Origin of the sequence: Aeromicrobium sp. Leaf289 (assembly GCF_001423335.1) — a bacterium.
Lineage (GTDB): Bacteria > Actinomycetota > Actinomycetes > Propionibacteriales > Nocardioidaceae > Aeromicrobium.
The window spans coordinates 175343-195789 of the sequence record NZ_LMNK01000003.1 but is presented as its reverse complement, the minus strand read 5'-3'; the positions used below and the strand labels follow the sequence as shown (position 1 = coordinate 195789).

General features: G+C 71.5%; 19 protein-coding genes. 10 read left to right on the top strand and 9 right to left on the bottom strand.

Annotation, left to right across the window (positions count from 1 at the left end; translation table 11 throughout):
- The first annotated feature begins 54 nt into the window (after positions 1-54).
- Genes ASF37_RS12040 through ASF37_RS12030 form a run of 3 tightly spaced genes read left to right on the top strand, consistent with a single transcriptional unit; the run spans position 55 to position 4977 of the window.
- A complete protein-coding gene (locus ASF37_RS12040) occupies positions 55-2850 on the top strand; it encodes a SpoIID/LytB domain-containing protein (protein WP_056580817.1) in 2796 nt (931 codons plus the stop codon).
- A gap of 40 nt (positions 2851-2890) precedes the next feature.
- Positions 2891-4555: an N-acetylmuramoyl-L-alanine amidase gene (locus ASF37_RS12035; RefSeq protein ID WP_056580814.1), complete on the top strand. Its 1665-nt coding sequence runs from the start codon at positions 2891-2893 to the stop codon at positions 4553-4555.
- 35 nt (positions 4556-4590) lie between these two features.
- Entirely contained in the window at positions 4591-4977 is a 387-nt protein-coding gene (locus ASF37_RS12030; protein WP_056580810.1) for a phage holin family protein, read from the top strand.
- 6 nt (positions 4978-4983) lie between these two features.
- On the opposite strand, the gene ASF37_RS12025 is transcribed toward ASF37_RS12030, so the two are convergent.
- Entirely contained in the window at positions 4984-6762 is a 1779-nt protein-coding gene (locus tag ASF37_RS12025; protein WP_235499995.1) for a biotin carboxylase N-terminal domain-containing protein, read from the bottom strand.
- A 140-nt stretch (positions 6763-6902) separates the two neighbouring features.
- Between ASF37_RS12025 and ASF37_RS12020 the strand changes: the two genes are divergently transcribed.
- Positions 6903-8084, top strand: coding sequence for an acyl-CoA dehydrogenase family protein (locus ASF37_RS12020; RefSeq protein ID WP_055968947.1), 1182 nt, complete (start codon positions 6903-6905; stop codon positions 8082-8084).
- Between the two features lie 108 nt (positions 8085-8192).
- Here the strand turns inward: ASF37_RS12020 and ASF37_RS12015 are convergent, their stop codons facing one another.
- From ASF37_RS12015 to ASF37_RS11995, 5 genes are all read right to left on the bottom strand, one after another.
- Entirely contained in the window at positions 8193-8405 is a 213-nt protein-coding gene (locus ASF37_RS12015) for a hypothetical protein (protein ID WP_055968944.1), read from the bottom strand.
- A gap of 70 nt (positions 8406-8475) precedes the next feature.
- Complete coding sequence (locus tag ASF37_RS12010; RefSeq protein ID WP_056552414.1) at positions 8476-9078, bottom strand: nucleoside triphosphate pyrophosphatase; 603 nt, start codon at positions 9076-9078, stop codon at positions 8476-8478.
- Between the two features lie 144 nt (positions 9079-9222).
- Complete coding sequence (locus tag ASF37_RS16935) at positions 9223-9879, bottom strand: hypothetical protein (protein WP_082506513.1); 657 nt, start codon at positions 9877-9879, stop codon at positions 9223-9225.
- Positions 9880-9886: 7 nt separating this feature from the next.
- The gene (locus ASF37_RS12000; protein ID WP_156368190.1) at positions 9887-10156 is read right to left on the bottom strand and encodes an acyl-CoA carboxylase epsilon subunit; all 270 of its coding nucleotides are present in this window, start codon (positions 10154-10156) and stop codon (positions 9887-9889) included.
- On the bottom strand, positions 10156-11754 hold the full coding sequence (locus ASF37_RS11995; RefSeq protein ID WP_055968939.1) for an acyl-CoA carboxylase subunit beta: 1599 nt from the start codon (positions 11752-11754) through the stop codon (positions 10156-10158). Before ASF37_RS11995 ends, ASF37_RS12000 begins: the two co-directional genes overlap by 1 nt.
- Before the next feature lie 51 nt (positions 11755-11805).
- On the opposite strand from ASF37_RS11995, the gene ASF37_RS11990 reads away from it, so the two are divergent.
- The 5 genes from ASF37_RS11990 (at position 11806) to purE (ending at position 16154) form a co-directional block, all read left to right on the top strand.
- The gene (locus tag ASF37_RS11990) at positions 11806-12630 is read left to right on the top strand and encodes a biotin--[acetyl-CoA-carboxylase] ligase (RefSeq protein WP_056552413.1); all 825 of its coding nucleotides are present in this window, start codon (positions 11806-11808) and stop codon (positions 12628-12630) included.
- A gap of 122 nt (positions 12631-12752) precedes the next feature.
- Complete coding sequence (locus ASF37_RS11985) at positions 12753-13259, top strand: PH domain-containing protein (protein ID WP_055968933.1); 507 nt, start codon at positions 12753-12755, stop codon at positions 13257-13259.
- Complete coding sequence (locus tag ASF37_RS11980) at positions 13246-14253, top strand: adenylate/guanylate cyclase domain-containing protein (RefSeq protein ID WP_055968930.1); 1008 nt, start codon at positions 13246-13248, stop codon at positions 14251-14253. Before ASF37_RS11985 ends, ASF37_RS11980 begins: the two co-directional genes overlap by 14 nt.
- A gap of 44 nt (positions 14254-14297) precedes the next feature.
- The gene (locus ASF37_RS11975; RefSeq protein WP_200931227.1) at positions 14298-15437 is read left to right on the top strand and encodes a 5-(carboxyamino)imidazole ribonucleotide synthase; all 1140 of its coding nucleotides are present in this window, start codon (positions 14298-14300) and stop codon (positions 15435-15437) included.
- A 222-nt stretch (positions 15438-15659) separates the two neighbouring features.
- Complete coding sequence (gene purE / locus ASF37_RS11970) at positions 15660-16154, top strand: 5-(carboxyamino)imidazole ribonucleotide mutase (RefSeq protein WP_056580808.1); 495 nt, start codon at positions 15660-15662, stop codon at positions 16152-16154.
- A gap of 7 nt (positions 16155-16161) precedes the next feature.
- On the opposite strand, the gene mqo is transcribed toward purE, so the two are convergent.
- From mqo to ASF37_RS11955, 3 genes are all read right to left on the bottom strand, one after another.
- Entirely contained in the window at positions 16162-17685 is a 1524-nt protein-coding gene (mqo, locus tag ASF37_RS11965) for a malate dehydrogenase (quinone) (RefSeq protein ID WP_235499994.1), read from the bottom strand.
- A gap of 163 nt (positions 17686-17848) precedes the next feature.
- A complete protein-coding gene (locus tag ASF37_RS11960; protein ID WP_056580806.1) occupies positions 17849-18475 on the bottom strand; it encodes an MSMEG_1061 family FMN-dependent PPOX-type flavoprotein in 627 nt (208 codons plus the stop codon).
- A gap of 70 nt (positions 18476-18545) precedes the next feature.
- Entirely contained in the window at positions 18546-19133 is a 588-nt protein-coding gene (locus tag ASF37_RS11955; RefSeq protein WP_056580803.1) for a hypothetical protein, read from the bottom strand.
- A gap of 124 nt (positions 19134-19257) precedes the next feature.
- On the opposite strand from ASF37_RS11955, the gene ASF37_RS11950 reads away from it, so the two are divergent.
- Positions 19258-20409 (top strand): acyl-CoA dehydrogenase family protein, encoded by a 1152-nt coding sequence (locus tag ASF37_RS11950; RefSeq protein ID WP_055970226.1) that lies wholly within the window; start codon positions 19258-19260, stop codon positions 20407-20409.
- The last annotated feature ends 38 nt before the right edge of the window (positions 20410-20447 follow it).

The following is a 20447-nucleotide window of genomic DNA, read 5'->3' as shown; positions in this document are numbered from 1 at the left end:
TGGCCTGGCTCGCTCGTCACATCCGTCACATCTGTCACAGGATCGGTCTTCCCCATGCGCCCCTGGACCTTGGTCCGGCGAACTGTCCCGTTCGCCGTCGTCTCCGCCGTCGCGGTGGCCTCCCTCGTCTCCACGTCCGATGCCGCGCCGCCGGCCGTCGTCACCGCCGAGGCGAAGCCGGCCGAGGTGACCGAGACCGTGGTGCCCCCGGTCGACCCGGCCGAGGACGAGGCTCGCCCCGACCAGAGGACGGCGCCGAGCACCCCCGAGGCCGAGGAGCCCCAGCCGGCCGCGGAGCTGACCCGGTCGACCGAGACCTTCTCGCTCCTGGGCGTGACCTGGGACGCCGGGTCGACCGACGAGGACCCGACGGTCGAGGTGCGCTGGCGCTCGCTGGCCGACGGCTGGAGCGACTGGACCACCCTGGAGACCTCACCGACCGATCCCGCGTCCACCGACGTGCGTCCCGGCACCGACCCGCTCTGGGTCGGGGAGTCCGACGGCGTCGACGTCCGCGTCAGCACCCCGTCCGGGCGCTCGCCGAGCGGTGTGCGGGTGTCCACGGTCACCGACGGCGAGAACGGCAGTGCGACCGTGCCGACGGCGGCCGCTGTCGGCCAGCCCAAGATCATCAGCCGCGCCTCGTGGGGCGCCAGGAGCGGATCCTCCTGCAGCGCGCCGGTGTACGGGGCCTCCATGCTCGGCACGACGCTGCACCACACCGCCGGCTCGAACAGCTACACCAAGGCCCAGTCCGCCGGCATCGTGCGATCCACGCAGGCGTACCACACGGGAAGCCAGGGCTGGTGCGACATCGGCTACAACTTCCTCGTCGACAAGTACGGCCAGATCTTCGAGGGTCGCAAGGGCGGCATCACGAAGATGGTGCGCGGTGCCCACGCCGGCGTCAACGCCGCCAACGAGCGCACGGTCGGCGTCTCGATGATGGGCAACTACGACGTCGCGCAGGTCCCCGCAGCCATGAAGACCGCGGTCGCGGACCTCATCGCGTGGCGCCACTCGCTCGCCGGCCTGAAGGCCACCGGCACGTACTCCCTCGGGGGCAAGACGGTGAACCGGATCATGGGTCACCGCGACGTCAAGAGCACGGCGTGCCCCGGGCGCTACGGGTACGCGTGGCTGACGCAGTCGGGCGGCCTGCGCAGCGAGGTGGCCAAGCGTCTCGCCGGCACGTCGACGAGCACCCCGACCCCGAGCACGCCGGCCCCCGGCACCGAGATCCAGAAGCTCGCGGCCAAGATCGGCAGCACCAAGCTCGGCAAGGTCGTGCGGGCCGAGTGGGGCAACTCCACCCAGCGTCGCGCGATCTACGCCAACATGGACCTGCTCTGGACCAAGGCCGCAGGCGCCTACGCCGTCTCGGGTCCGGCGAAGACCGAGTTCTACCGCACCGGTGAGCACAACGGCTCGCTCGGCTTCCCGACCGGAGATCCGGTGGCGACCTCGGTCACGGGCACGAAGGTCCAGCGCTTCCAGAAGGGAGCGGTCTACCTGGTCACCAGCGGGTCGAGCACCGCCGGCTACGCGCTCTACGGACCGCTGTACAAGGAGTACCAGGCCCAGAAGGAGTCCGCCGGAAAGCTCGGCGTGCCGCGGTCGACCGTCTATCGCGCACGCACGGGCTACCAGCGCCTCAAGCTGACCAAGGGCTACCTGGAGCTGTCCGAGGCCTCGGGCGACGTCAGCACCTGGTACGCGGGCGGCATCGGTCCCGACGGGCTCACCGTGCCGAGCAGTCGCACCGTGACCTTCCGAGGCCACGGCTTCGGTCACGGCATCGGCATGAGCCAGTACGGCGCGCAGGGTGCGGCCCGCTCCGGCAAGACGTTCAAGGAGATCCTGGCCGCCTACTACCCCGGCACGACCCTGTCCGAGCGCACCGGGAGCATCCGCGTGCTGCTCGGCGCGGCGACCTCGTCGACGGTGACGGTGACGGCTCGCTCGGGCCTGGCCTACCGCAACATGGTGTCGGGCAAGCGGATCGTCCTGCCCGCCACCCGCAACGGCAAGACCGTCTCGCAGTGGCGGATCATCCCGCTCACCGCGGACCCGAAGAAGTCCGTGCTGCAGTACCGGACCGGATCCACCTGGACCGCCTACGACCGGAACTTCTGGACGGGCGACGCGCAGTTCGAGGCCACGAAGGTGGCACTCGTGATGCCGGGTGGGAGCGTGCGGGAGTACCGCACGAGCGTGCGCTCGGCCGTGCCGTCGAAGGGCGCCACCACGCGCAAGACGGTGAACGTGACGTCGATCGACAACTACACCCTCGGCGTCGTGGCGGCCGAGATGCCGTCGAGCTGGGAGCCGGAGGCGCTCAAGGCGCAGTCGGTCGCTGCTCGCACCTACGGCGTCCGCTCGCTCACCCCGTCGCGCTACTACGACGTGTGCGACACGACGTCCTGCCAGGTCTACAAGGGCGTGGCCGGCCAGACCGCGACCACCGACAAGGCCGTGCTGGCGACCCTCGGCGCGATCCTCACCTACCAGGGCACGCCGGCGTTCACGCAGTACTCGTCGTCCTCGGGCGGCGCCTCGGCGCCGGGCAGCCAGCCGTACCTGAAGGGACGCCTCGACGCCTGGGACGACTGGTCGGGCAACGCCAACCACGACTGGACCGCGTCCGTCCCGGCCGCGACGATCGAGAAGGCCTACCCGCAGGTCGGGACCCTGCGCAGCCTCAAGGTCACCAAGCGCGACCTGATGGGCGACTGGGCAGGCCGCGTCGAGTCGATCATGCTCACGGGCACGAAGGGGTCGACGACGGTCACGGGGCCTCAGCTCCGGTTCGCGCTCGGGCTACGCTCGCACTACTTCCGGTTGGGCTGAACCTCGGTCCACCGGCTCGATCCGAGGGGGAATCGACCTGATGAGGCACCTGTCCGTCGCTCTGACCACGCTCGTCCTGGCCGGGGGCGGGTTGGTCGCCCCAGCGGCGGCCGCAACCCCGGCGACCGGTGCTGCGCCGGCGCGCGCGGCGTCGTCCGGACAGGACGTCTCGCTGGAACGGTTCGAGCGCCCGAAGCACCGTGCGGTGGAGGCGTCGCGGAGCCGCGGCGAACGCCGTCTGGCCCGGACGACGGCGCGGACCGCCGTCCCGAGCGCACCCGTGGTCTCGGAGATCGCTCCCCGGACCGTCCCGTCGTTCTCGATGGTCGGCGCCACCTGGTCGCCGACCCCCGGACTGGGGGACGTGGTGGTGCAGGTGCGCACGCGCACCGCCGACGGGTGGGGTGCCTGGCAGGAGATCCCGCAGGACGAGGAGACGGTGGAGGCCGGGCGGCCCGGCACCGAGCCCATGTACGTGGGGGAGTCCGATGCCGTGGCGCTGCAGGTCGCCTCCAGCTCGGGATCGGTGCCTCGCGGGCTCAGGCTCGAGACCCTCGACCTCGGGTCCGACGGCGCAGGCTCCGCGACCTCGGCGAGTGCACCTGTGAACAGCCTGGCCCAGGCCGCCGACGCCTCGCCCACGTTCACGCCCAAGCCGGCCGTCATCAGCCGTTCCTCCTGGGGGGCCTCGGCGGGTGGCTCGTGCGACAGCCCCCGCGTCGGCATGACGACGTTCGGCGTGACGCTGCACCACACGGCCGGCTCGAACTCCTACACGAAGGCGCAGTCGCGCTCGATCGTGCGGGGCATCCAGTCGTACCACGTGAAGAGCCGCGACTGGTGCGACATCGGGTACAACGTGCTCGTCGACAAGTACGGGCAGATCTTCGAGGGCCGCAAGGGCGGACTCGATCGCACCGTCCGCGGCGCCCACGCAGGGAACGCGAAGGTCAACACCTACTCCATGGGGGTGTCGATGATGGGCAACTACGACACCGCCAACGTCGGCACGGCCACGCGCTCCGCCCTGGTGAAGGTCATCGGCTGGCGCCTGGGCACGTTCTACCGGGGCGCCAAGGGCACCTGGTCGGCCGACGGCAAGAAGTACCAGGTGATCCACGGGCACCGCGACGTCCTGGGGACGGCGTGCCCGGGACGCAACGGCTACGCCTACCTGCCGACGCTGCGCAACAGCGTCGCGTCGTACATCGCCGACTACGACTCCGAGATCAAGCGGTACGCCGCGAAGCTCGGCCGCGACCTGACGGGCTACCCGTACGCCAGCGAGTACGGGAACGCCACCCAGCGCAAGACCTTCTTCCAGGCCATGGAGCTGTACTGGAAGCAGGGCGTCGGCGTGTTCTGGGTCGGCGGCCTGGTGCGTGGGGAGTACAACCACCTCGGCGCGCACGCCGGAGTCATGGGGTTCCCCACGGCCCTGCACGTCCGCACCGCGGATCCGGCCGTGAGCGTGCAGCGCTTCGAGCGGGGCAGCGTCTACCGGGTGGTCCGCGGCTCGGGCACGATCGCGCTCGGCATCCACGGCGGCATCGAGGACCTGTACCGCGAGCTGGGGGAGTCGGAGGGACGCCTCGGCGCTCCCGAGACGCGGGTCTACCGCAAGCCGGGCCTGTCCCGAGCGCGGTTCGACGGCGGCATCATCACGCAGCGTGACGGCAGCCCTGCGGAGGTCGCGTACCGGTGAGCGCGGCGGCGCGCAGCGTCGTGGATACTCGCACCATGCAGTCGATCGGGCGGTCCCTGGCCATCGCGGCCCTCGCGAACATCGGTTCCTTCGGTCTCACCGCCTGGTTGCTCGACGGGTTCGACATCCGCCTCGGCGGCTTCGTCGCAGCGGTCGTCCTGTTCACGGTGCTCGCGGTCGGACTGCGTCGCGCGACCACCACCCTGGCGCCGCGGCTCGCTCGACCGTCGGCCGTGATCGGGGGCCTCGTGGTCACGGCAGCGGCCCTCGTGCTGACGGACGCCGTCGTGCCCCGCCGTGGGTTCGACCTGGAGGGGCCGTGGACCTGGGCGATCGTGATCCTGGTCGTCTGGGCCGCAGGGGTCGCCTACGGCGAGGTCGACACCCAGGCCCCGGCGGACGTGCCGCCCGTCGAGGCCTGAGGGCCGCTACTCCGCAGCGGGGGCGTCGGCGATCGTCGCGACGACCTCGCCGGCACCGATCGTGGCGCCGATCTCGGCCGAGAGCCCGGTGACGGTGCCCGCCTTGTGCGCGGTGATGGGCTGCTCCATCTTCATGGCCTCGATGACGAGCACGGTGTCGCCGGCGGCGACCTCCTGGCCCTCCTCGACGGCGACCTTGACCACGGTGCCCTGCATGGGCGAGGTGAGGGAGTCACCGGACGCAGCGGCGCCCGCGGCCTTGCCGCCCTTGCGCTTCTGCTTCTTGGCGCCACCGCTCGCGGCGCCGGCCACGGCTCCGAGCCCGCCGGGGAGAACGACCTCCACGCGCTTGCCGGCCACCTCGACGACGACCCGCTCGCGCTCGGCGGGCTCGTCGGTCTCGGAGGCGCCCGCGTACGGCTCGAGCTGGTTGTCGTAGTCGGTCTCGATCCACGTCGTGTAGACGTCGAACGATCCGTCGGACGCGTTGTAGGCCGGGTCGTCCAGCACGTCGCGGTGGAAGGGGATGACCGTCGGCATGCCGTCGACGACGAACTCGTCGAGGGCACGGCGGGAGCGCTCGATGGCCTGCTCGCGGGTGCGCCCGGTGACGATGAGCTTGGCGATGAGCGAGTCGAACGCGCCCGGCACGGTCTCGCCCTCCTCGTAGCCGCCGTCGAGGCGGACGCCCGGGCCGCTCGGGGGAGCCCACTTCGTGAGCGTGCCCGGAGCCGGGAGGAAGCCGCGGCCACCGTCCTCGGCGTTGATGCGGAACTCGATCGAGTGGCCGATGATCTCCGGGTCGCCGTAGCCGAGCTCCTCGCCGGCGGCGATGCGGAACATCTCGCGCACGAGGTCGATGCCCGTGACCTCCTCGGAGACGCAGTGCTCGACCTGCAGGCGCGTGTTGACCTCGAGGAAGCTGATGGTGCCGTCGGCGGCGACGAGGAACTCGCACGTGCCGGCGCCCACGTAGCCGGCCTCCTTGAGGATGGCCTTCGACGAATCGTAGAGGCGCGCCAGCTGGTCGTCGGACAGGAACGGCGCGGGGGCCTCCTCCACCAGCTTCTGGTGGCGGCGCTGCAGCGAGCAGTCGCGCGTGGAGACCACGACGACGTTGCCGTGGCTGTCGGCCAGGCACTGCGTCTCGACGTGGCGGGGCTTGTCGAGGAACTTCTCCACGAGGCACTCGCCGCGACCGAAGGCGCTGACGGCCTCGCGGACGGCGGACTCGTAGGCGTCGGGGATCTCCTCGAGGGTCTTGGCGACCTTGAGGCCACGACCGCCACCACCGAAGACGGCCTTGATGGCGACCGGCAGACCGTTCTCCTGGGCGAAGGCCACGACCTCGTCGGCGTCCTTGACGGGGTCCTTGGTGCCGGGAGCGAGCGGGGCGTTCGCCGTCTTGGCGATCTGCTTGGCCTTGGCCTTGTCGCCGAGGGCCTCGATGGCCGCGGGCGGGGGGCCGATCCAGACGAGTCCGGCGTCGATGACGGCCTGGGCGAACTCGGCGTTCTCGGCGAGGAAGCCGTAGCCCGGGTGCACGCTGTCGGCGCCCGAGCGCTGGGCGACGGCCACGATCTTCTCGATCGAGAGGTAGGAGTCGCCCGGGGTCGAGCCCTCCAGGGAGTAGGCCTCGTCGGCGAGCCGGACGAACAAGGCGTCGCGGTCGGGCTCGGCGTAGACGGCGACGCTGCCGATGCCGGCGTCCTTGCAGGCTCGGACCACGCGGACCGCGATCTCTCCACGGTTGGCGATCAGGACCTTCTGCAGGGGCTTGCTCACGGACGGCTCTCCTCGGGATGGACAGGCTGGGCGGGGGCGGGCACTGCCTGCCGAGTGTAGGGGGCAGGACGGCCCGAGGGTGGATGAGGTACGTCACGCGGACGTCCGACCGTCGGGTTAACGAGTGTTAACCTGGGGGCATGGTCGACGTCGCACAGCTGTCCGGTCTCTCCCGCGAGCACGAGGACTTCCGCCGCACGGTGCGGGAGTTCGCCGAGTCGAGGATCGCGCCGCACGTCGCGCAGTGGGACCGCGAGCACCACTTCCCGGTCGACGTCGTGCGCGAGATGGGCGACCTCGGTCTGTTCGGCCTCACGGCGCCGGAGGAGTACGGCGGCGCAGGCGCGGACTTCACCAGCCTGTGCGTCGCGATCGAGGAGCTCGGTCGCGTCGACCAGTCGATGGGCATCACGCTCCAGGCCGGGGTCGGTCTCGGGATCAACCCGATCGTCGCGTTCGGCACCGCGGAGCAGAAGGAGCGCTGGCTGCCCGACCTGGTCGCCGGTCGCGCCCTGGCGGGCTTCGGCCTCACCGAGCCCGGAGCCGGCTCCGACGCGGGTGCCACGCGCACCCGCGCCGTGCTCGACGGCGACACCTGGGTGGTCGACGGCGCCAAGCAGTTCATCACCAACTCCGGCAACGACCTGACGTCGGTCGTCACCGTCACCGCACGTACCGGGGAGCGCGCCGACGGGCGTCCTGAGATCTCGGCGATCATGGTGCCCGCGGGAACGCCCGGGTTCGTGGCTGAGCCCGCCTACGACAAGCTCGGGTGGCACATCTCCGACACCCACCCGCTGGCCTTCACGGGGGCGCGCGTCCCCGCCGACCACCTGCTCGGCGAGCGCGGCCGTGGCTACGCCCAGTTCCTCGCCACGCTCGACGACGGCCGCATCGCGATCTCGGCGCTCTCGGTCGGCTGCCTGCAGGCCTGCCTCGACCTGTGCGTGCAGTACGCGGGGGAGCGGCAGACGTTCGGGGTGCCGATCGGTGCGAAGCAGGGTGTGGCCTTCCAGATCGCCGACCTCGCCGTGCTGCTCGAGGGGGCGCGGGCCCTGACCTACCGGGCCGCAGCCCTGAAGGACGCCGGAGCCCCGTACGCCGTGGTCAAGCAGGCCGCGTCGGTGGCCAAGCTGCACGCGACGGAGTCGGCCGTGACCGGCACCCGCATCGCGACGCAGGTCTTCGGCGGGTACGGCTTCATGGAGGAGTACCCCGTGGCCCGGTTCTACCGCGACGCCAAGATCCTGGAGATCGGCGAGGGGACCAGCGAGGTGCAGCGCATGCTGATCGCCCGCGGGCTGGGTCTGCCCGTCGAGTGACTCACGGGCAGGTCAGGCCTGCGGTGCCGTCGCACAGATCCGTGCGCGACCGTCACCGGGCGTGCCGCTGCCGGCCGTTCCCAGGCGACGACCAGGCCCCGGACTCCGTCAGAGGCTGACGAGCGCGCGGCAGGGAAGCGGCACGTGGCGCACCTGGTCGCCGAAGTCGACCTGGGCCGACCGGGTGCCCTGCAGGCTCACGATCCGGCCGAGACCGTAGGTGTCGTGGCTGACGCGCGAAGCCACCTCGTAGACCGCGTCCGGCTCCACCGCCTGGGGCTGGAAGGGGCTGGACGCGTGGAACTTGCGACGAGGGGCCATGTCCTCATTCTCTCATCTTCCTGCACGTTCCGGTACCGAGTTCTCGTCACACGCTCGCTCGCCGGGCTCGTCACACCGCGCCGGGACGATTCCAGAGGTCGGTCCAGACGACGTCGAGATCGGCCACGAGGTCGCGCAGGAGCGGCAGGCTGATGCCCACCACGGTGTGGGGATCGCCCTCGATCCCGCGGACGAACGCGCCGCCCAGGCCGTCGATCGTGAAGGCTCCGGCCACGTGCAGCGGCTCCCCGGTGGCGACGTACGCGTCGATCTCGGCGTCGCCGACGTCGGCGAAGTGCACGACGGTGGAGGCCGCGTCGACGACCTCCCGGCCGGCACGGCGGACGCAGTGCCCGGTGTGCAGCACGCCCGAGCGACCACGCATCCGACGCCACCGGGCGCGCGCGGTCGCGGCGTCGCCGGGCTTCCCCAGGATCTCGCCCTCGAAGGCGAGCACCGAGTCGCAGCCGACGACGAGCGCGTCCGGGTCGTCGACCGTCGCCGCGACCGCGCGGCACTTCAGCTGCGCCAAGGCCGCGGCCAGGTTCGCGGCGTCGCGTGACTGCACCTGCGACTCGTCGACCCCGGAGACGACCACCTCCGGCTCGATGCCGGCCGCTCGCAGCGTCGCGAGCCGGGCGGGGGACTGTGAGGCCAGGACCATGCGCACCATGGGCCCATCGTGGCAGGACCGCTCTCGACCCCCCATCGGTGGATCCGCAACATCAGGGGTGCTTCGGGGCGGCCATCGGTGGATCGGCAACCTCAGCGCCGTCCCTGCGGTTGAGGATCCACCGATGACGAGGGCGGCGCGGCGTCAGTCGGGCAACGGCGGTGGGGACCCGTACGTCGCGGGCTCGGCGCGGAGGTCCGGGTGGGCTAGGACGGCGTCGACGAGCGCCTGCGAGCCGCCGATCGTCAGGCTGTCGTCGTCCACGTCCTGGGCGATGCACCACGACCGGTCCTGCGGCCAGACGAACGAGGCGGGAGCCAACCGACGTGGCCAGTCCGGCGCCTCGGGGCGGGCGCCCCAGCGACCGACGTCCGACAGCGGGCCGCGGAAGAGCAGGTAGGCCCGGAACCCGTCCAGGTCGGCCCGCGGCGCCTTCATCACGGCGTCGTCGAACGCCGGCGGGATCCGCGGCGGCCTGGGGCGGCGGAAGACCCGGCCGAAGCCGGTGAGCGCCGGGCTCTGGTAGAGCATCGAGACGGCATCGCCACCCTCGATGTCGCCCCACCCCTCCCAGAGGGCGAAGACCGCGTCGTCGGGCGTCGAGGTGTGGGCGGTCGCCAGGTGGACGACGTCGGCGTGGACGACGTCGTCAGTTCGTTCCGGTGAGTCGTCCCTGTCGAACGGGACCTGCGCGTACGCCTCGAAGCCCGGCGGTCCCTGGCCGGCGATGACACCCCAGTCCGCGTCGGCACGCACGATCCAGTCCGCCGCCGACACGTCGGGCTCGTGGCGCAGGGTCATGCAGGACTCAGGCCCAGGCGGAGCGACGCCAGGCGTCGGGGCCCACACGGTGCGGCGTGCGGTGCGCGCGCACCGGGTGTCCCCACTCGCTGCGCGGTGCCGGCTTCGCGCCCGCTGCGGCGTTCGCGGCAGCTGCGTTGCGTGCGGCCACGACGGCCACGAGCGCCGCCAGCTCCTCGGGCGACAGGTCGCCGCGGACCACCCGCAGCATCGGCGTGACCGGTGCTGCGGGCGTCTGCTCGGCGGCGTCGGCCGCAGGCGTCGTCTCGTCGCTCATCAGAGCGGGATGTTCCCGTGCTTCTTGGGCGGGAGCGTCTCGCGCTTGGTGCGCAGCAGGCGCAGGGCCTTGGTGACCTCGGCGCGGGTCTGCGACGGCTCGATCACGCCGTCGATGTAGCCGCGCTCGGCCGCCACGTACGGGTTGCAGAGCGTGTCCTCGTACTCCGTCATCAGCTCGGCGCGCTTGGCCTCGGGGTCGTCGGCCGCAGCCACCTCGCGGCGGTACAGGATGTTGACGGCACCGGAGGCGCCCACGACGGCGATCTGGCCGGTGGGCCACGACAGGTTCACGTCGGCGCCGAGGTGCTTGGAGCCCATGACGTCGTACGCGCCGCCGTAGGCCTTGCGCGTGATGATCGTGACGAGCGGGACCGTGGCCTCGGCGTAGGCGTAGATGAGCTTGGCGCCGCGGCGGATGATGCCGTTCCACTCCTGCTCGGTGCCCGGCAGGAAGCCCGGCACGTCCACGAACGTGAGCACGGGGATGTTGAACGCGTCGCAGGTGCGCACGAAGCGGGCGGCCTTCTCGGAGGCGTCGATGTCGAGGCAGCCGGCCAGCTGCATGGGCTGGTTGCCCACCACGCCGACGCTGCGACCCTCGACCCGGCCGAAGCCGATCACGAGGTTCGGCGCGAACAGCGGCTGGACCTCGAGGAAGTCGCCGTCGTCGAGCACGGACTCCATCACGGTGCGGATGTCGTAGGGCTGGTTGGCCGAGTCCGGGATCAGCGTGTCGAGCGCCAGGTCGGTCTCGTTGCGCTCCAGGTCGACGCCCTCGTCGTAGACCGGCGCCTCCTCCATGTTGTTCTGCGGCAGGAACGAGATGAGCGCCTTCACGTACTCGAGGGCGTCCTCCTCGTCGGAGGCCAGGTAGTGGGCGTTGCCGCTGCGCGTGTTGTGCGTGCGGGCACCGCCCAGCTCCTCCATGGTCACGTCCTCGCCGGTGACCGTCTTGATGATGTCGGGCCCGGTGATGAACATGTTCGACTTCTCGTCGACCATGACGGTGAAGTCGGTGACCGCGGGGGAGTAGACGTGGCCGCCGGCGCACGAGCCCATGATGAGCGAGATCTGGGGGATGACGCCCGACGCGTGCACGTTGCGGCGGAAGATCTCGCCGTACAGGCCGAGCGAGACCACACCCTCCTGGATGCGGGCGCCGGCGCCCTCGTTGATGCCGATGATGGGGCAGCCCGACTTGATGGCGAGGTCCATGACCTTGGTGATCTTCTCGCCGTACACCTCGCCGAGGCTGCCGCCGAAGACGCTGAAGTCCTGGCTGAAGACACACACCTGGCGGCCGTCGATCGTGCCGTATCCGGTGATGACGCCGTCGCCGAGCGGCCGGTTGTTCTCGAGCCCGAACTTGGTGGAGCGGTGCCGGGCCAGTGCGTCGAGCTCGACGAAGGAGCCCTCGTCGAACAGCTGGTCGATGCGCTCGCGGGCGCTCTGGCGGCCCTTCGCGTGCTGCTTCTCGGCCGCCCGCTCGGCGACCTCGACGGTCGCCTCGTGGTGCCGGCGCCGGAAGTCGTCCAGCTTCCCGGCGGTCGTGTGCAGCTCCGGACGCTCTTCGATCTCTGCCTCTGCTTCGCTCACGTGGGTCAGAGTAACGATCCTCGACGTGCCGTGGTGTGTGAGGCTTGACGCATGAGCAGCGACCGTCGCGACACGCCGGGGCCCGGGGGGCGCGATCCCCTCGACGTCGACGAGCTGCGTCGCGTGCTGCTGCTCGAGGGGAGCGTGTGGACGGGCCTCGAGGTCTCCGCGTCCACCACGAGCACCAACGCCGACGTCGTCGCCGCGGTGGGTGCCGGCGCTCCCGAGGGCCTCGTGGTCGCGACCGAGCACCAGACCGCCGGCCGGGGGCGGCTCGACCGGCGGTGGGAGACGCCGCCGGGGGCGGGGCTCATGGTCTCGGTGCTCCTGCGCCCCGACGGCGTCGCCCTGCCACAGTGGACCTGGCTGCCGCTGCTGACGGGCCTCGCGGTCGACCTGACGGCGCGGGACTGCGGTGTGACCTCCGGGCTGAAGTGGCCCAACGACGTGCTCGTCGAGGGCCGCAAGATCAGCGGGATCCTGCTCGAGCGTGCCGACGGGCCCGCCGGTCCTGCCGCCGTGGTGGGGATCGGCCTCAACGTGTCGTCGACGCCGGACGAGCTGCCGGTGCCCACGGCGACCTCCCTCGCGATCGAGGGGGCCACCACCGTCGACCGGGGGGTCGTCCTCCAGCTCCTGCTGGGCCACCTCGAGCGGCTCTACCGGCCGTGGTTGGCGAGCGCCGGTGACCCGGCGCTCCTGCGGCGCGACTACCTCGAGCAGAGCGTGACCCTCGGGTCGCGCGTGCGGGTCGAGCTGCCCGACGGGTCCACGCTGACCGGCGTCGCCCACGACATCGACCCGCTCGGCCGGCTCGTCGTGGACGGGCGGGCGATCAGCGCGGGCGACGTGACCCACGTCCGTGCCGTCGGCTGAGCCTTCCGCCGCCCGTGCGACCAGCGGGTCCCCAGGTCACCCACGTCGTCGGGAGGCTCGACGACGGAGGCCTTTGCCCAGACGTCGCCCGCGGCCCGTGCGCCACGTGGGAGGATCAGCCCATGGCCCTCTCACGCAAGCTGATGATGGACGGTGAACAGACCGTCGCGACGACCCGGACGCACGTCAAGGTGCTGTTCGTGCCGCTGGTCATCCTGTTGGCGGTCGCCTTCGCCGGAGGCTTCCTCGCCGCCCAGGTCGGCAACAGCGGGGACGGGTACGTGCGCTGGGTGATCATCGGCATCGCCGTCGTGCTCGTCCTGTGGGGCAGCGTGCTGCCGTTCGTGCGCTGGTTCCTCTGGACCTACACGCTGACCAACAAGCGCATCGTCGAGCAGAAGGGCATCCTGACGCGCGAGGGGCGGGTCATCCCGCTCAGCCGCATCAACGACGTCTCGTTCGAGAAGAACCTCAACGACCGCATCCTCGGCTGCGGGACCCTCATCATCCACAACGCGAGCGACGAGGCCGGCCTGGAGCTGCGCGACATCCCGCGCATCGAGGGCTTCCACCGCACCGTCAGCAACCTCGTGTTCGACTCGCACCGCCAGAGCGATGAATCGGTCTGAGCTGCGTGACGAGCTCGCCCGCCTGATCCTGCAGGAGGGCATGGAGCTCACGGGTGAGCAGGTCGCCGGGAAGGCCGGGCTCGACCTCGACCGCGCCGAGCGGCTCTGGCGCTCGCTGGGCTTCGCCGACAGCGGCGACGATCCGGCCTACGGCGAGCACGACGTGGCCGCCGCGCGACTCGCTGCGCTGGCGCTCGAGGAGGGCGTCCTCGAGGAACGCACCATCTTCCGGATGACCAGGGCGCTCGGCCAGACGCTGGCGCGGCTGGCCGACTGGGAGGTCCAGACGATCGTCGACCAGGTGGAGTCCGACGTCGAGTCGGGCCGGGCCGCGAGCCGCCTGGAGAGCGCCGTCGCGATCGCCGAGCACGTGGGGCCGGGCTTCGAACGGCTCCTGCTGTACGCCTGGCGGCGTCACCTGGCCGCCGCGGCCGGCCGCCTCGAGGCGCTCGGGGCCGTCGACGCCGAGCTGCTGTCGACCACCATGAGCATCGGCTTCGCCGACCTGTCGCGGTTCACCGCCATGACCAACACGCTCGACGACGCCCGCCTCGGCGAGCTCGTGGAGAACTTCGAGACCCGGTGCACCGACGTCGTCACGTCGCGTGACGGCCGGGTCATCAAGGCCCTCGGCGACGCCGTGCTGTTCGTGAACCCCGATCCGCGTGAGGCCACGCTCACGGCGCTCGAGCTCGTGGCCAACATCGGCTCGCGCGACGACCTGCCCGACGTGCGGGTCGGCTTGGCCACCGGCTCGGTCATCAGCAGGCTGGGCGACGTCTTCGGCCCGCCCGTGAACCTGGCCGCGCGCCTCTCCCACGTGGCCCGCAGCAACCGGGTGCTCGTCGACGACGAGACCGCCGGACACCTCACCGACGACGAGTTCGAGATGCGCGCGCTGCCCCCACGGCCGCTGCGCGGCTTCGGCAACGTCTCGCCCATCACCATCAGCCGCCGGCGGGCGTTCCGTCCGCGCACGGTGCGGCGCTGGTAGCGGGGGACGTCGGAGGGCGGACGAGGGGTCAGTAGGCTCCTGCCATGCCGCTGACCCCGCACCTGGCCGTCGTCGGTGGCGGCCAGCTCGCCCGCATGATGCAGGTGCCCGCCGTGGCCCTCGGGCTCCGCATCCGCCTGCTGGCCGAGGGCCCCGACGTCTCGGCCGCACAGGTGGTGCCCGACCAGCTGGTGGGCGACCACACCGACCTCGCCGACCTGCGTGCCGTGTGCGACGGCGTGCCCGTCGTGACGTTCGACCACGAGCACGTGCCGCCGGCCCACCTGCGCACGCTCGAGGCCGAGGGACACGTGCCTCGGCCCGGGCCCGACGCCCTGCTGTACGCACAGGACAAGGGCGAGATGCGGGTGCGCCTCAGCGTGCTCGGCCTGCCGTGCCCGCTCTTCCTCCTGCTGCCGAGCGAGGCGGAGGAGGCCCTCGCCGAGCTCGAGGACTTCGGCTACCCCGCGGTGCTCAAGACCACCCGGGGCGGCTACGACGGCAAGGGTGTCTGGGTGGTCCGGTCCGAGGACGAGGCGGCCGAGGTCCTGGCCGCTGCCGACGGCCAGGAGCTCGTCGCCGAGGAGCTGGTGGACTTCCGTCGCGAGCTCAGTGCCCAGGTGGCCCGCAACCCCTCCGGCGAGGTCGTCGCCTACCCGGTCGTGCAGTCGACGCAGGTCGACGGCATCTGCAAGGAGGTCGTGGCGCCGGCTCCCGACCTCGACCCCGCCCTCGCGCAGGAGGCCACCGACGTCGCGGTGCGCGTCGCCACCGCGCTGGGGGTCACCGGCATGCTCGCCGTCGAGCTGTTCGAGACCAGCGACGGACGCGTGCTCGTCAACGAGCTGGCGATGCGCCCGCACAACACCGGTCACTGGAGCATCGACGGCGCCGCCACGAGCCAGTTCGAGAACCACCTGCGCGCCGTCCTGGACCTGCCCCTCGGCCCGGCGACGCCGCACGCCTCCTGGTCGGTCATGGTCAACGTGCTCGGTGGCGCGGTGCAGGACCTCGAGGCGCAGGAGGCCGTCGTCCTGGCCGCCGTGCCGCACGCCAAGGTGCACCTGTACGGCAAGGCCGTTAAGCCCGGTCGCAAGGTCGGCCACGTGACCGTCGTCGGCGACGACCTCGACGTGGTGCTGGCCGACGCCCGTCGCGCGGCCGCCCTCCTCCAGGACGGCTGACGACGTCCTCCACGTCGCCCTCCCGACACCACCCGCCGGCACCGCCCCCCCTGAGCGGTGACTTCTCCACCGAATGTGCGGAGACCCGGTGCGCGGTGCGGATTCCACCGTCTCAGCGCTGGGGCGGTGGAGTCCGCACCGCTCGACCGCACCCGCACCTCTCGGTGGAGGACTCACCGCTCGGGGGGAGGGGCGGCGCCGGACCTCGCTAGGATCGCGGCCATGAGCGCAACGCCCCGCGTGGGCATCGTCATGGGGTCGGACTCGGACTGGCCGGTCATGGAGGCAGCGGCGCAGGCGTGCGCCGAGCTGGGGGTGGCGTACGAGGCCGTCGTCGTCTCGGCCCACCGGATGCCCGACGAGATGCTCGCCTACGGGCGTGACGCGCACACGCGCGGCATCGAGGTGATCATCGCCGGTGCCGGCGGCGCGGCGCACCTGCCCGGGATGCTGGCCGCGGTCACGCCCCTGCCCGTCATCGGGGTGCCGGTGCCGCTGAAGTACCTCGACGGCATGGACTCGCTGCTCTCGATCGTGCAGATGCCCGCGGGCGTCCCCGTGGCCACGGTCTCGATCGGCAACGCCCGCAACGCCGGACTCCTCGCCGTGCGCATCCTCGCCGTCGGCGACGACGTGCTCACCGGGCGCATGCTGGACTTCCAGGCCGAGCTGGCCGACGCCGCCCGCGCCAAGGGCGAGGCGATCCGCGACCGCTGAGGAGGGCTCAGACGGTGGAGCCGGTGAGCCCGAGCGTGCGGTCCGTCCAGTCCTTGAGGTCGGAGTACAGCGACGGGTTCTCGCCGAGCGACAGGCCGTAGGACGGCACGATCTCCTTGAGCTGCGGCCGCCACCCCTCGATCTGCCCGGGGAAGCAGCGCTCCAGCACGTCGAGCATCGCGGAGACCGCGGTGGAGGCGCCCGGCGAGGCGCCCAGCAGGCCGGCGATGGACCCGTCGGCGGCGTTCACGACAGTGGTGCCGAACTCGAGGGACCCGCCGAAGCGGCCCTTCTTGCGCACCACCTGAACGCGCTGGCCGGCCGTGATGAGCTCCCAGTCCTCCTCCTCGGCGAGCGGGGCGAAGGCACGCAGGTCCTCGACCTTGCGGCCGCGGGTCTTGGCGAGCTCGAGGACCAGGTACTTGATGAGCCCCCACGAGGTGACGCCGATGGCGGCCATCGGCATGAGGTTGTGCGGACGGATCGAGAGGGGCAGGTCGGTGAACGAGCCCTCCTTGAGGAACTTGGGCGTCCAGCCGGCGTAGGGGCCGAACAACAGCGACCGCTTGCCGCCGATCACGCGGGTGTCGAGGTGCGGCACCGACATCGGCGGGGCGCCGACGGCGGCCATGCCGTAGACCTTCGCCTCGTGCTTCTCGGTGACCGTGTCGTCGAGGCAGCGGATGAACTGCCCGCTCACGGGGAACCCGGCGAAGCCCTTGATCTCCTCGATGCCGGACTTCTGGAGCAGCTGGATCGCGCCGCCGCCTGCGCCCACGAACACGAACTTGGCGGAGATGGTGACCGTGCGGTCCTCGGTCCGGTCCTTGACCTTGACGCGCCAGGTGCCATCGGTGTCGCGGCCGAGGTTCTTGACCTCGTGGCCGTAGCGCACGTCGGCGCCCTGGGCGGTGAGGTTGCCGAGCATCTGGGCGGTCAGGGAGCCGAAGTCCACGTCGGTGCCGTGGTCGGTCCAGCTGATGGCCACGTCCTCGCGCTCGTCGCGCCCCTCGGCCATGAGGGGCAGGCGCCGGGCGAACTCGTCACGGTCGTGGATGAAGTCGAGTCCGGCGAAGAGCGGGTGGCCGGCGAGGGTGTCGTGGCGCTTGCGCAGGTACTCCACGTTCTCCGCGCCGCGCACGAAGCTCACGTGCGGCACGGGGTTGATGAACGTCGACGGGTCCTTGAGCAGGCCGTTGTCCACACCGTGCGCCCAGAACTGGCGCGACAGCTGGAACTGCTCGTTGACGGTGATCGCCTTCGACACGTCGACGCTGCCGTCGGGCTGCTGCGGCGTGTAATTGAGCTCGCAGAGCGCGGAGTGGCCGGTGCCGGCGTTGTTCCAGGGGTCGCTGCTCTCCAGCGCCGGGGCCTCGAGGCGCTCCAGGACCGTGACGGACCAGTCGGGCTGCAGGGTCTTCAGCAGCGAGCCGAGCGTGGCGCTCATGACGCCGGCGCCGACGAGCAGCACGTCGGTCGTGATGCGCGTGGGTGTGGCGGACTGACGTACGGGGGATGCGGGCGTGTTCAACGCGGACTCTCCTGGATCTCACCGGGGCAACGACGTGGTCGACGTCTGCAGCACCGTCAAATCTCCCGCGTGAGGGACGGTGAACGCGACTCGAAACGGTGTGATCTTGCCCAGAAGGCATGTGATGTTCCTCGCGTCGGCCATGAGCGGCCCCACGGAGGCGTCAGTACAGCTGGCTGCGGTACGCGTCGCCGTAGTAGGCGGCGATCTCCTCGAGCGTCTCGTCGGGCCGCTCGAGGGCGTGGGCGATCTCGGGCCGTGACGGCACGGAGTCCGGCGGCCACGTGCTCGGCTCCCACAGCTCGGACCTCAGGAACGCCTTGGCGCAGTGGAAGAAGACCTGCTCGACCGCGACCTCGCAGACCAGCACCGGTCGGTGTCCCTTGACCTCGAGGTGCTCGAGGTAGGGCGGCGGCGCGTGGTCGGTGCGCAGCAGCCGGGCCCGCCCGTTGACGCGCAGCGTGTCGCCGCGACCCGGCACGACGAACAGCAGTCCGACGTGGGGGTTGGTGAGCACGTTGAGGTAGCCGTCGGCCCGACGGTTGCCCGGCCGCTCGGCCAGGGCGATGGTGTGCTCGTCGACCACGTGCACGAGCGACCCGGCCGGGTCGCCCTTGGGTGACACGTCGCACGAGCCGTCGGCTGCCGACGTCGACAGCAGGCAGAGCGGGGAGGCATCGAGCCACGCGACGTGGAGCGGGTGCAGGCGGTCCCGGTCCTTCGCGACGGTGCGGGGCAGGGGGGTGCCGAGCACCTCGCGGAGCTCGTCGACGTCGTGGATCTCGGCCATGGCGACACGCTAGCCCCCGACCGGTGCGCAGCCGAGGCGCTCCGCCGCGGGTCGGCGGTCGCGCCTCGGGTCAGTGGTCGCGGATGAACGACGTGACGCGGGTGAGCGTCGGGGTCCGCGGCGCCGAGCCGAAGCCGAACCGGACGGGCGGGTCCACGGGCGCCAGCGGGCCGAGGTCCTGGCCGTCCCACGCGACGGACGCGGACTCCACCCCCCACGCGTCGGAGGCGGCGTACCACTCCGTGCGTCCCCGACCGGCGCTGCCGTGGGTGCGCACGCCCGACATCACGCGTCGTGCGATCGGGTCGCAGAAGCGCGCCCAGGCCTCGCGGTGCGCGAGGGGAGTCGGGACGGCCTGCAGCAGCCAGCCGATCGGCGCACGCGTCCCGGGAGTCCAGCGGGCGCTCAGTGGGCCGGCGTCGATGCCCCATCCGGCGAGCGCCACGGGGACGATCCGGACGTCGTCGAAGGTGTAGGTGGTCGAGACCAGGTCGGCGATGCGCTCGTCGGGGGCGAGCAGCACGCGGTGCCCGTCGGGGCGCTCGACCATCGCATCGGCGAAGCGGCCGTACGGGCTCCGATCCCACATGCCCACGACGACCCGGGTGCCGCTGGTGGTGCCGAGGCCGACGATGTGGCCGTCGAATCGTTGGATCACGCCTCACAGTGTGGGCGATCCCACGCGTCCCGGCAGTGTGAGCGGCGGGCGGGCGACGTACTATTGCTAGGTCGTCCTAGTATTTCGATCTTCGTCAAGCATCTGGAGCCGCACCGTGTCCGACATGTTCGTGTTGTCCGAGGAGCACCAGGCCATCCGCGAGGCGGTCCGGGCCGTGGCCGAGGCCAAGGTCGCGCCCTTCGCCGCCGAGGTCGACGAGGAGGCTCGCTACCCCCGCGAGGCCCACGAGGCACTCGTGGCGGCCGACTTCCACGCCCCCCACGTCCCGGAGGAGTACGGCGGAGCCGGTGCCGACGCGCTGGCCACGGTGCTGGTCATCGAGGAGATCGCCCGCGTCGACGTCTCGGCGTCGCTCATCCCGGCCGTGAACAAGCTCGGGTCGCTCCCGGTCATCCTCGGAGGCGACGAGCGGATCAAGAAGGACTACCTCTCGCGCCTCGCGGCCGGCGAGGGCTTCAGCTACTGCCTCTCCGAGCCCGACGCCGGGTCCGACGCCGCGAACCAGAAGACCCGCGCGGTGCGCGACGGCGACCACTGGGTGCTCAACGGCACCAAGCGCTGGATCAGCAACGCGGGGGAGTCGGAGTTCTACACCGTCCTCGCGCAGGCCGACCCCGAGAAGCGCAGCAAGGGCATCACGGCCTTCGTGGTGGAGAAGTCCGACGAGGGCGTCTCGTTCGGAGCGCCCGAGAAGAAGCTGGGCATCAAGGGCTCGCCCACGCGCGAGGTCTACCTCGACGACGTCCGCATCCCCGAGGACCGCATCATCGGCGACGTCGGCCAGGGCTTCGCCCTTGCCATGCAGACGCTCGACCACACCCGTGTGACGATCGCCGCGCAGGCGGTCGGCGTCGCGCAGGGCGCCCTCGACTACGCGCTCGGCTACGTCCAGGAGCGCCAGCAGTTCGGCAAGCCGATCAGCGACTTCCAGGGACTGCAGTTCATGATCGCCGACATGGGCATGAAGATCGAGGCCGCGCGCCAGCTCACCTATGCCGCTGCGGGTCGGTCCGAGCGCGGCGACAAGGACCTCACGTTCTTCGGCGCCGCGGCGAAGGCCTTCGCCTCCGACACCGCCATGCAGGTCACCCTCGATGCCGTGCAGCTCCTGGGTGGGTACGGGTACACCCGCGACTACCCGGTGGAGCGGATGATGCGCGACGCCAAGATCACCCAGATCTACGAGGGCACGAACCAGGTCCAGCGGATCGTCATGGCTCGTCAGCTGCTCGCGGGGATCCAGTCGGACCTCTGAACGGAGAGCTTGACCTCGAGTGGACTTGAGGTTCTAGG

Excerpts from the sequence above, each read along its gene's own strand:
- ASF37_RS12040 (WP_056580817.1), top strand. The coding sequence starts at position 55 with ATGCGCCCCTGGACCTTGGTCCGGCGAACTGTCCCGTTCGCCGTCGTC.
- ASF37_RS12035 (WP_056580814.1), top strand. The coding sequence starts at position 2,891 with ATGAGGCACCTGTCCGTCGCTCTGACCACGCTCGTCCTGGCCGGGGGC.
- ASF37_RS12030 (WP_056580810.1), top strand. The coding sequence starts at position 4,591 with ATGCAGTCGATCGGGCGGTCCCTGGCCATCGCGGCCCTCGCGAACATC.
- ASF37_RS12020 (WP_055968947.1), top strand. The coding sequence starts at position 6,903 with ATGGTCGACGTCGCACAGCTGTCCGGTCTCTCCCGCGAGCACGAGGAC.
- ASF37_RS12015 (WP_055968944.1), bottom strand. The coding sequence starts at position 8,405 with ATGGCCCCTCGTCGCAAGTTCCACGCGTCCAGCCCCTTCCAGCCCCAG.
- ASF37_RS12010 (WP_056552414.1), bottom strand. The coding sequence starts at position 9,078 with ATGGTGCGCATGGTCCTGGCCTCACAGTCCCCCGCCCGGCTCGCGACG.
- ASF37_RS16935 (WP_082506513.1), bottom strand. The coding sequence starts at position 9,879 with ATGACCCTGCGCCACGAGCCCGACGTGTCGGCGGCGGACTGGATCGTG.
- ASF37_RS12000 (WP_156368190.1), bottom strand. The coding sequence starts at position 10,156 with ATGAGCGACGAGACGACGCCTGCGGCCGACGCCGCCGAGCAGACGCCC.
- ASF37_RS11990 (WP_056552413.1), top strand. The coding sequence starts at position 11,806 with ATGAGCAGCGACCGTCGCGACACGCCGGGGCCCGGGGGGCGCGATCCC.
- ASF37_RS11985 (WP_055968933.1), top strand. The coding sequence starts at position 12,753 with ATGGCCCTCTCACGCAAGCTGATGATGGACGGTGAACAGACCGTCGCG.
- ASF37_RS11980 (WP_055968930.1), top strand. The coding sequence starts at position 13,246 with ATGAATCGGTCTGAGCTGCGTGACGAGCTCGCCCGCCTGATCCTGCAG.
- ASF37_RS11975 (WP_200931227.1), top strand. The coding sequence starts at position 14,298 with ATGCCGCTGACCCCGCACCTGGCCGTCGTCGGTGGCGGCCAGCTCGCC.
- purE (WP_056580808.1), top strand. The coding sequence starts at position 15,660 with ATGAGCGCAACGCCCCGCGTGGGCATCGTCATGGGGTCGGACTCGGAC.
- ASF37_RS11960 (WP_056580806.1), bottom strand. The coding sequence starts at position 18,475 with ATGGCCGAGATCCACGACGTCGACGAGCTCCGCGAGGTGCTCGGCACC.
- ASF37_RS11950 (WP_055970226.1), top strand. The coding sequence starts at position 19,258 with ATGTTCGTGTTGTCCGAGGAGCACCAGGCCATCCGCGAGGCGGTCCGG.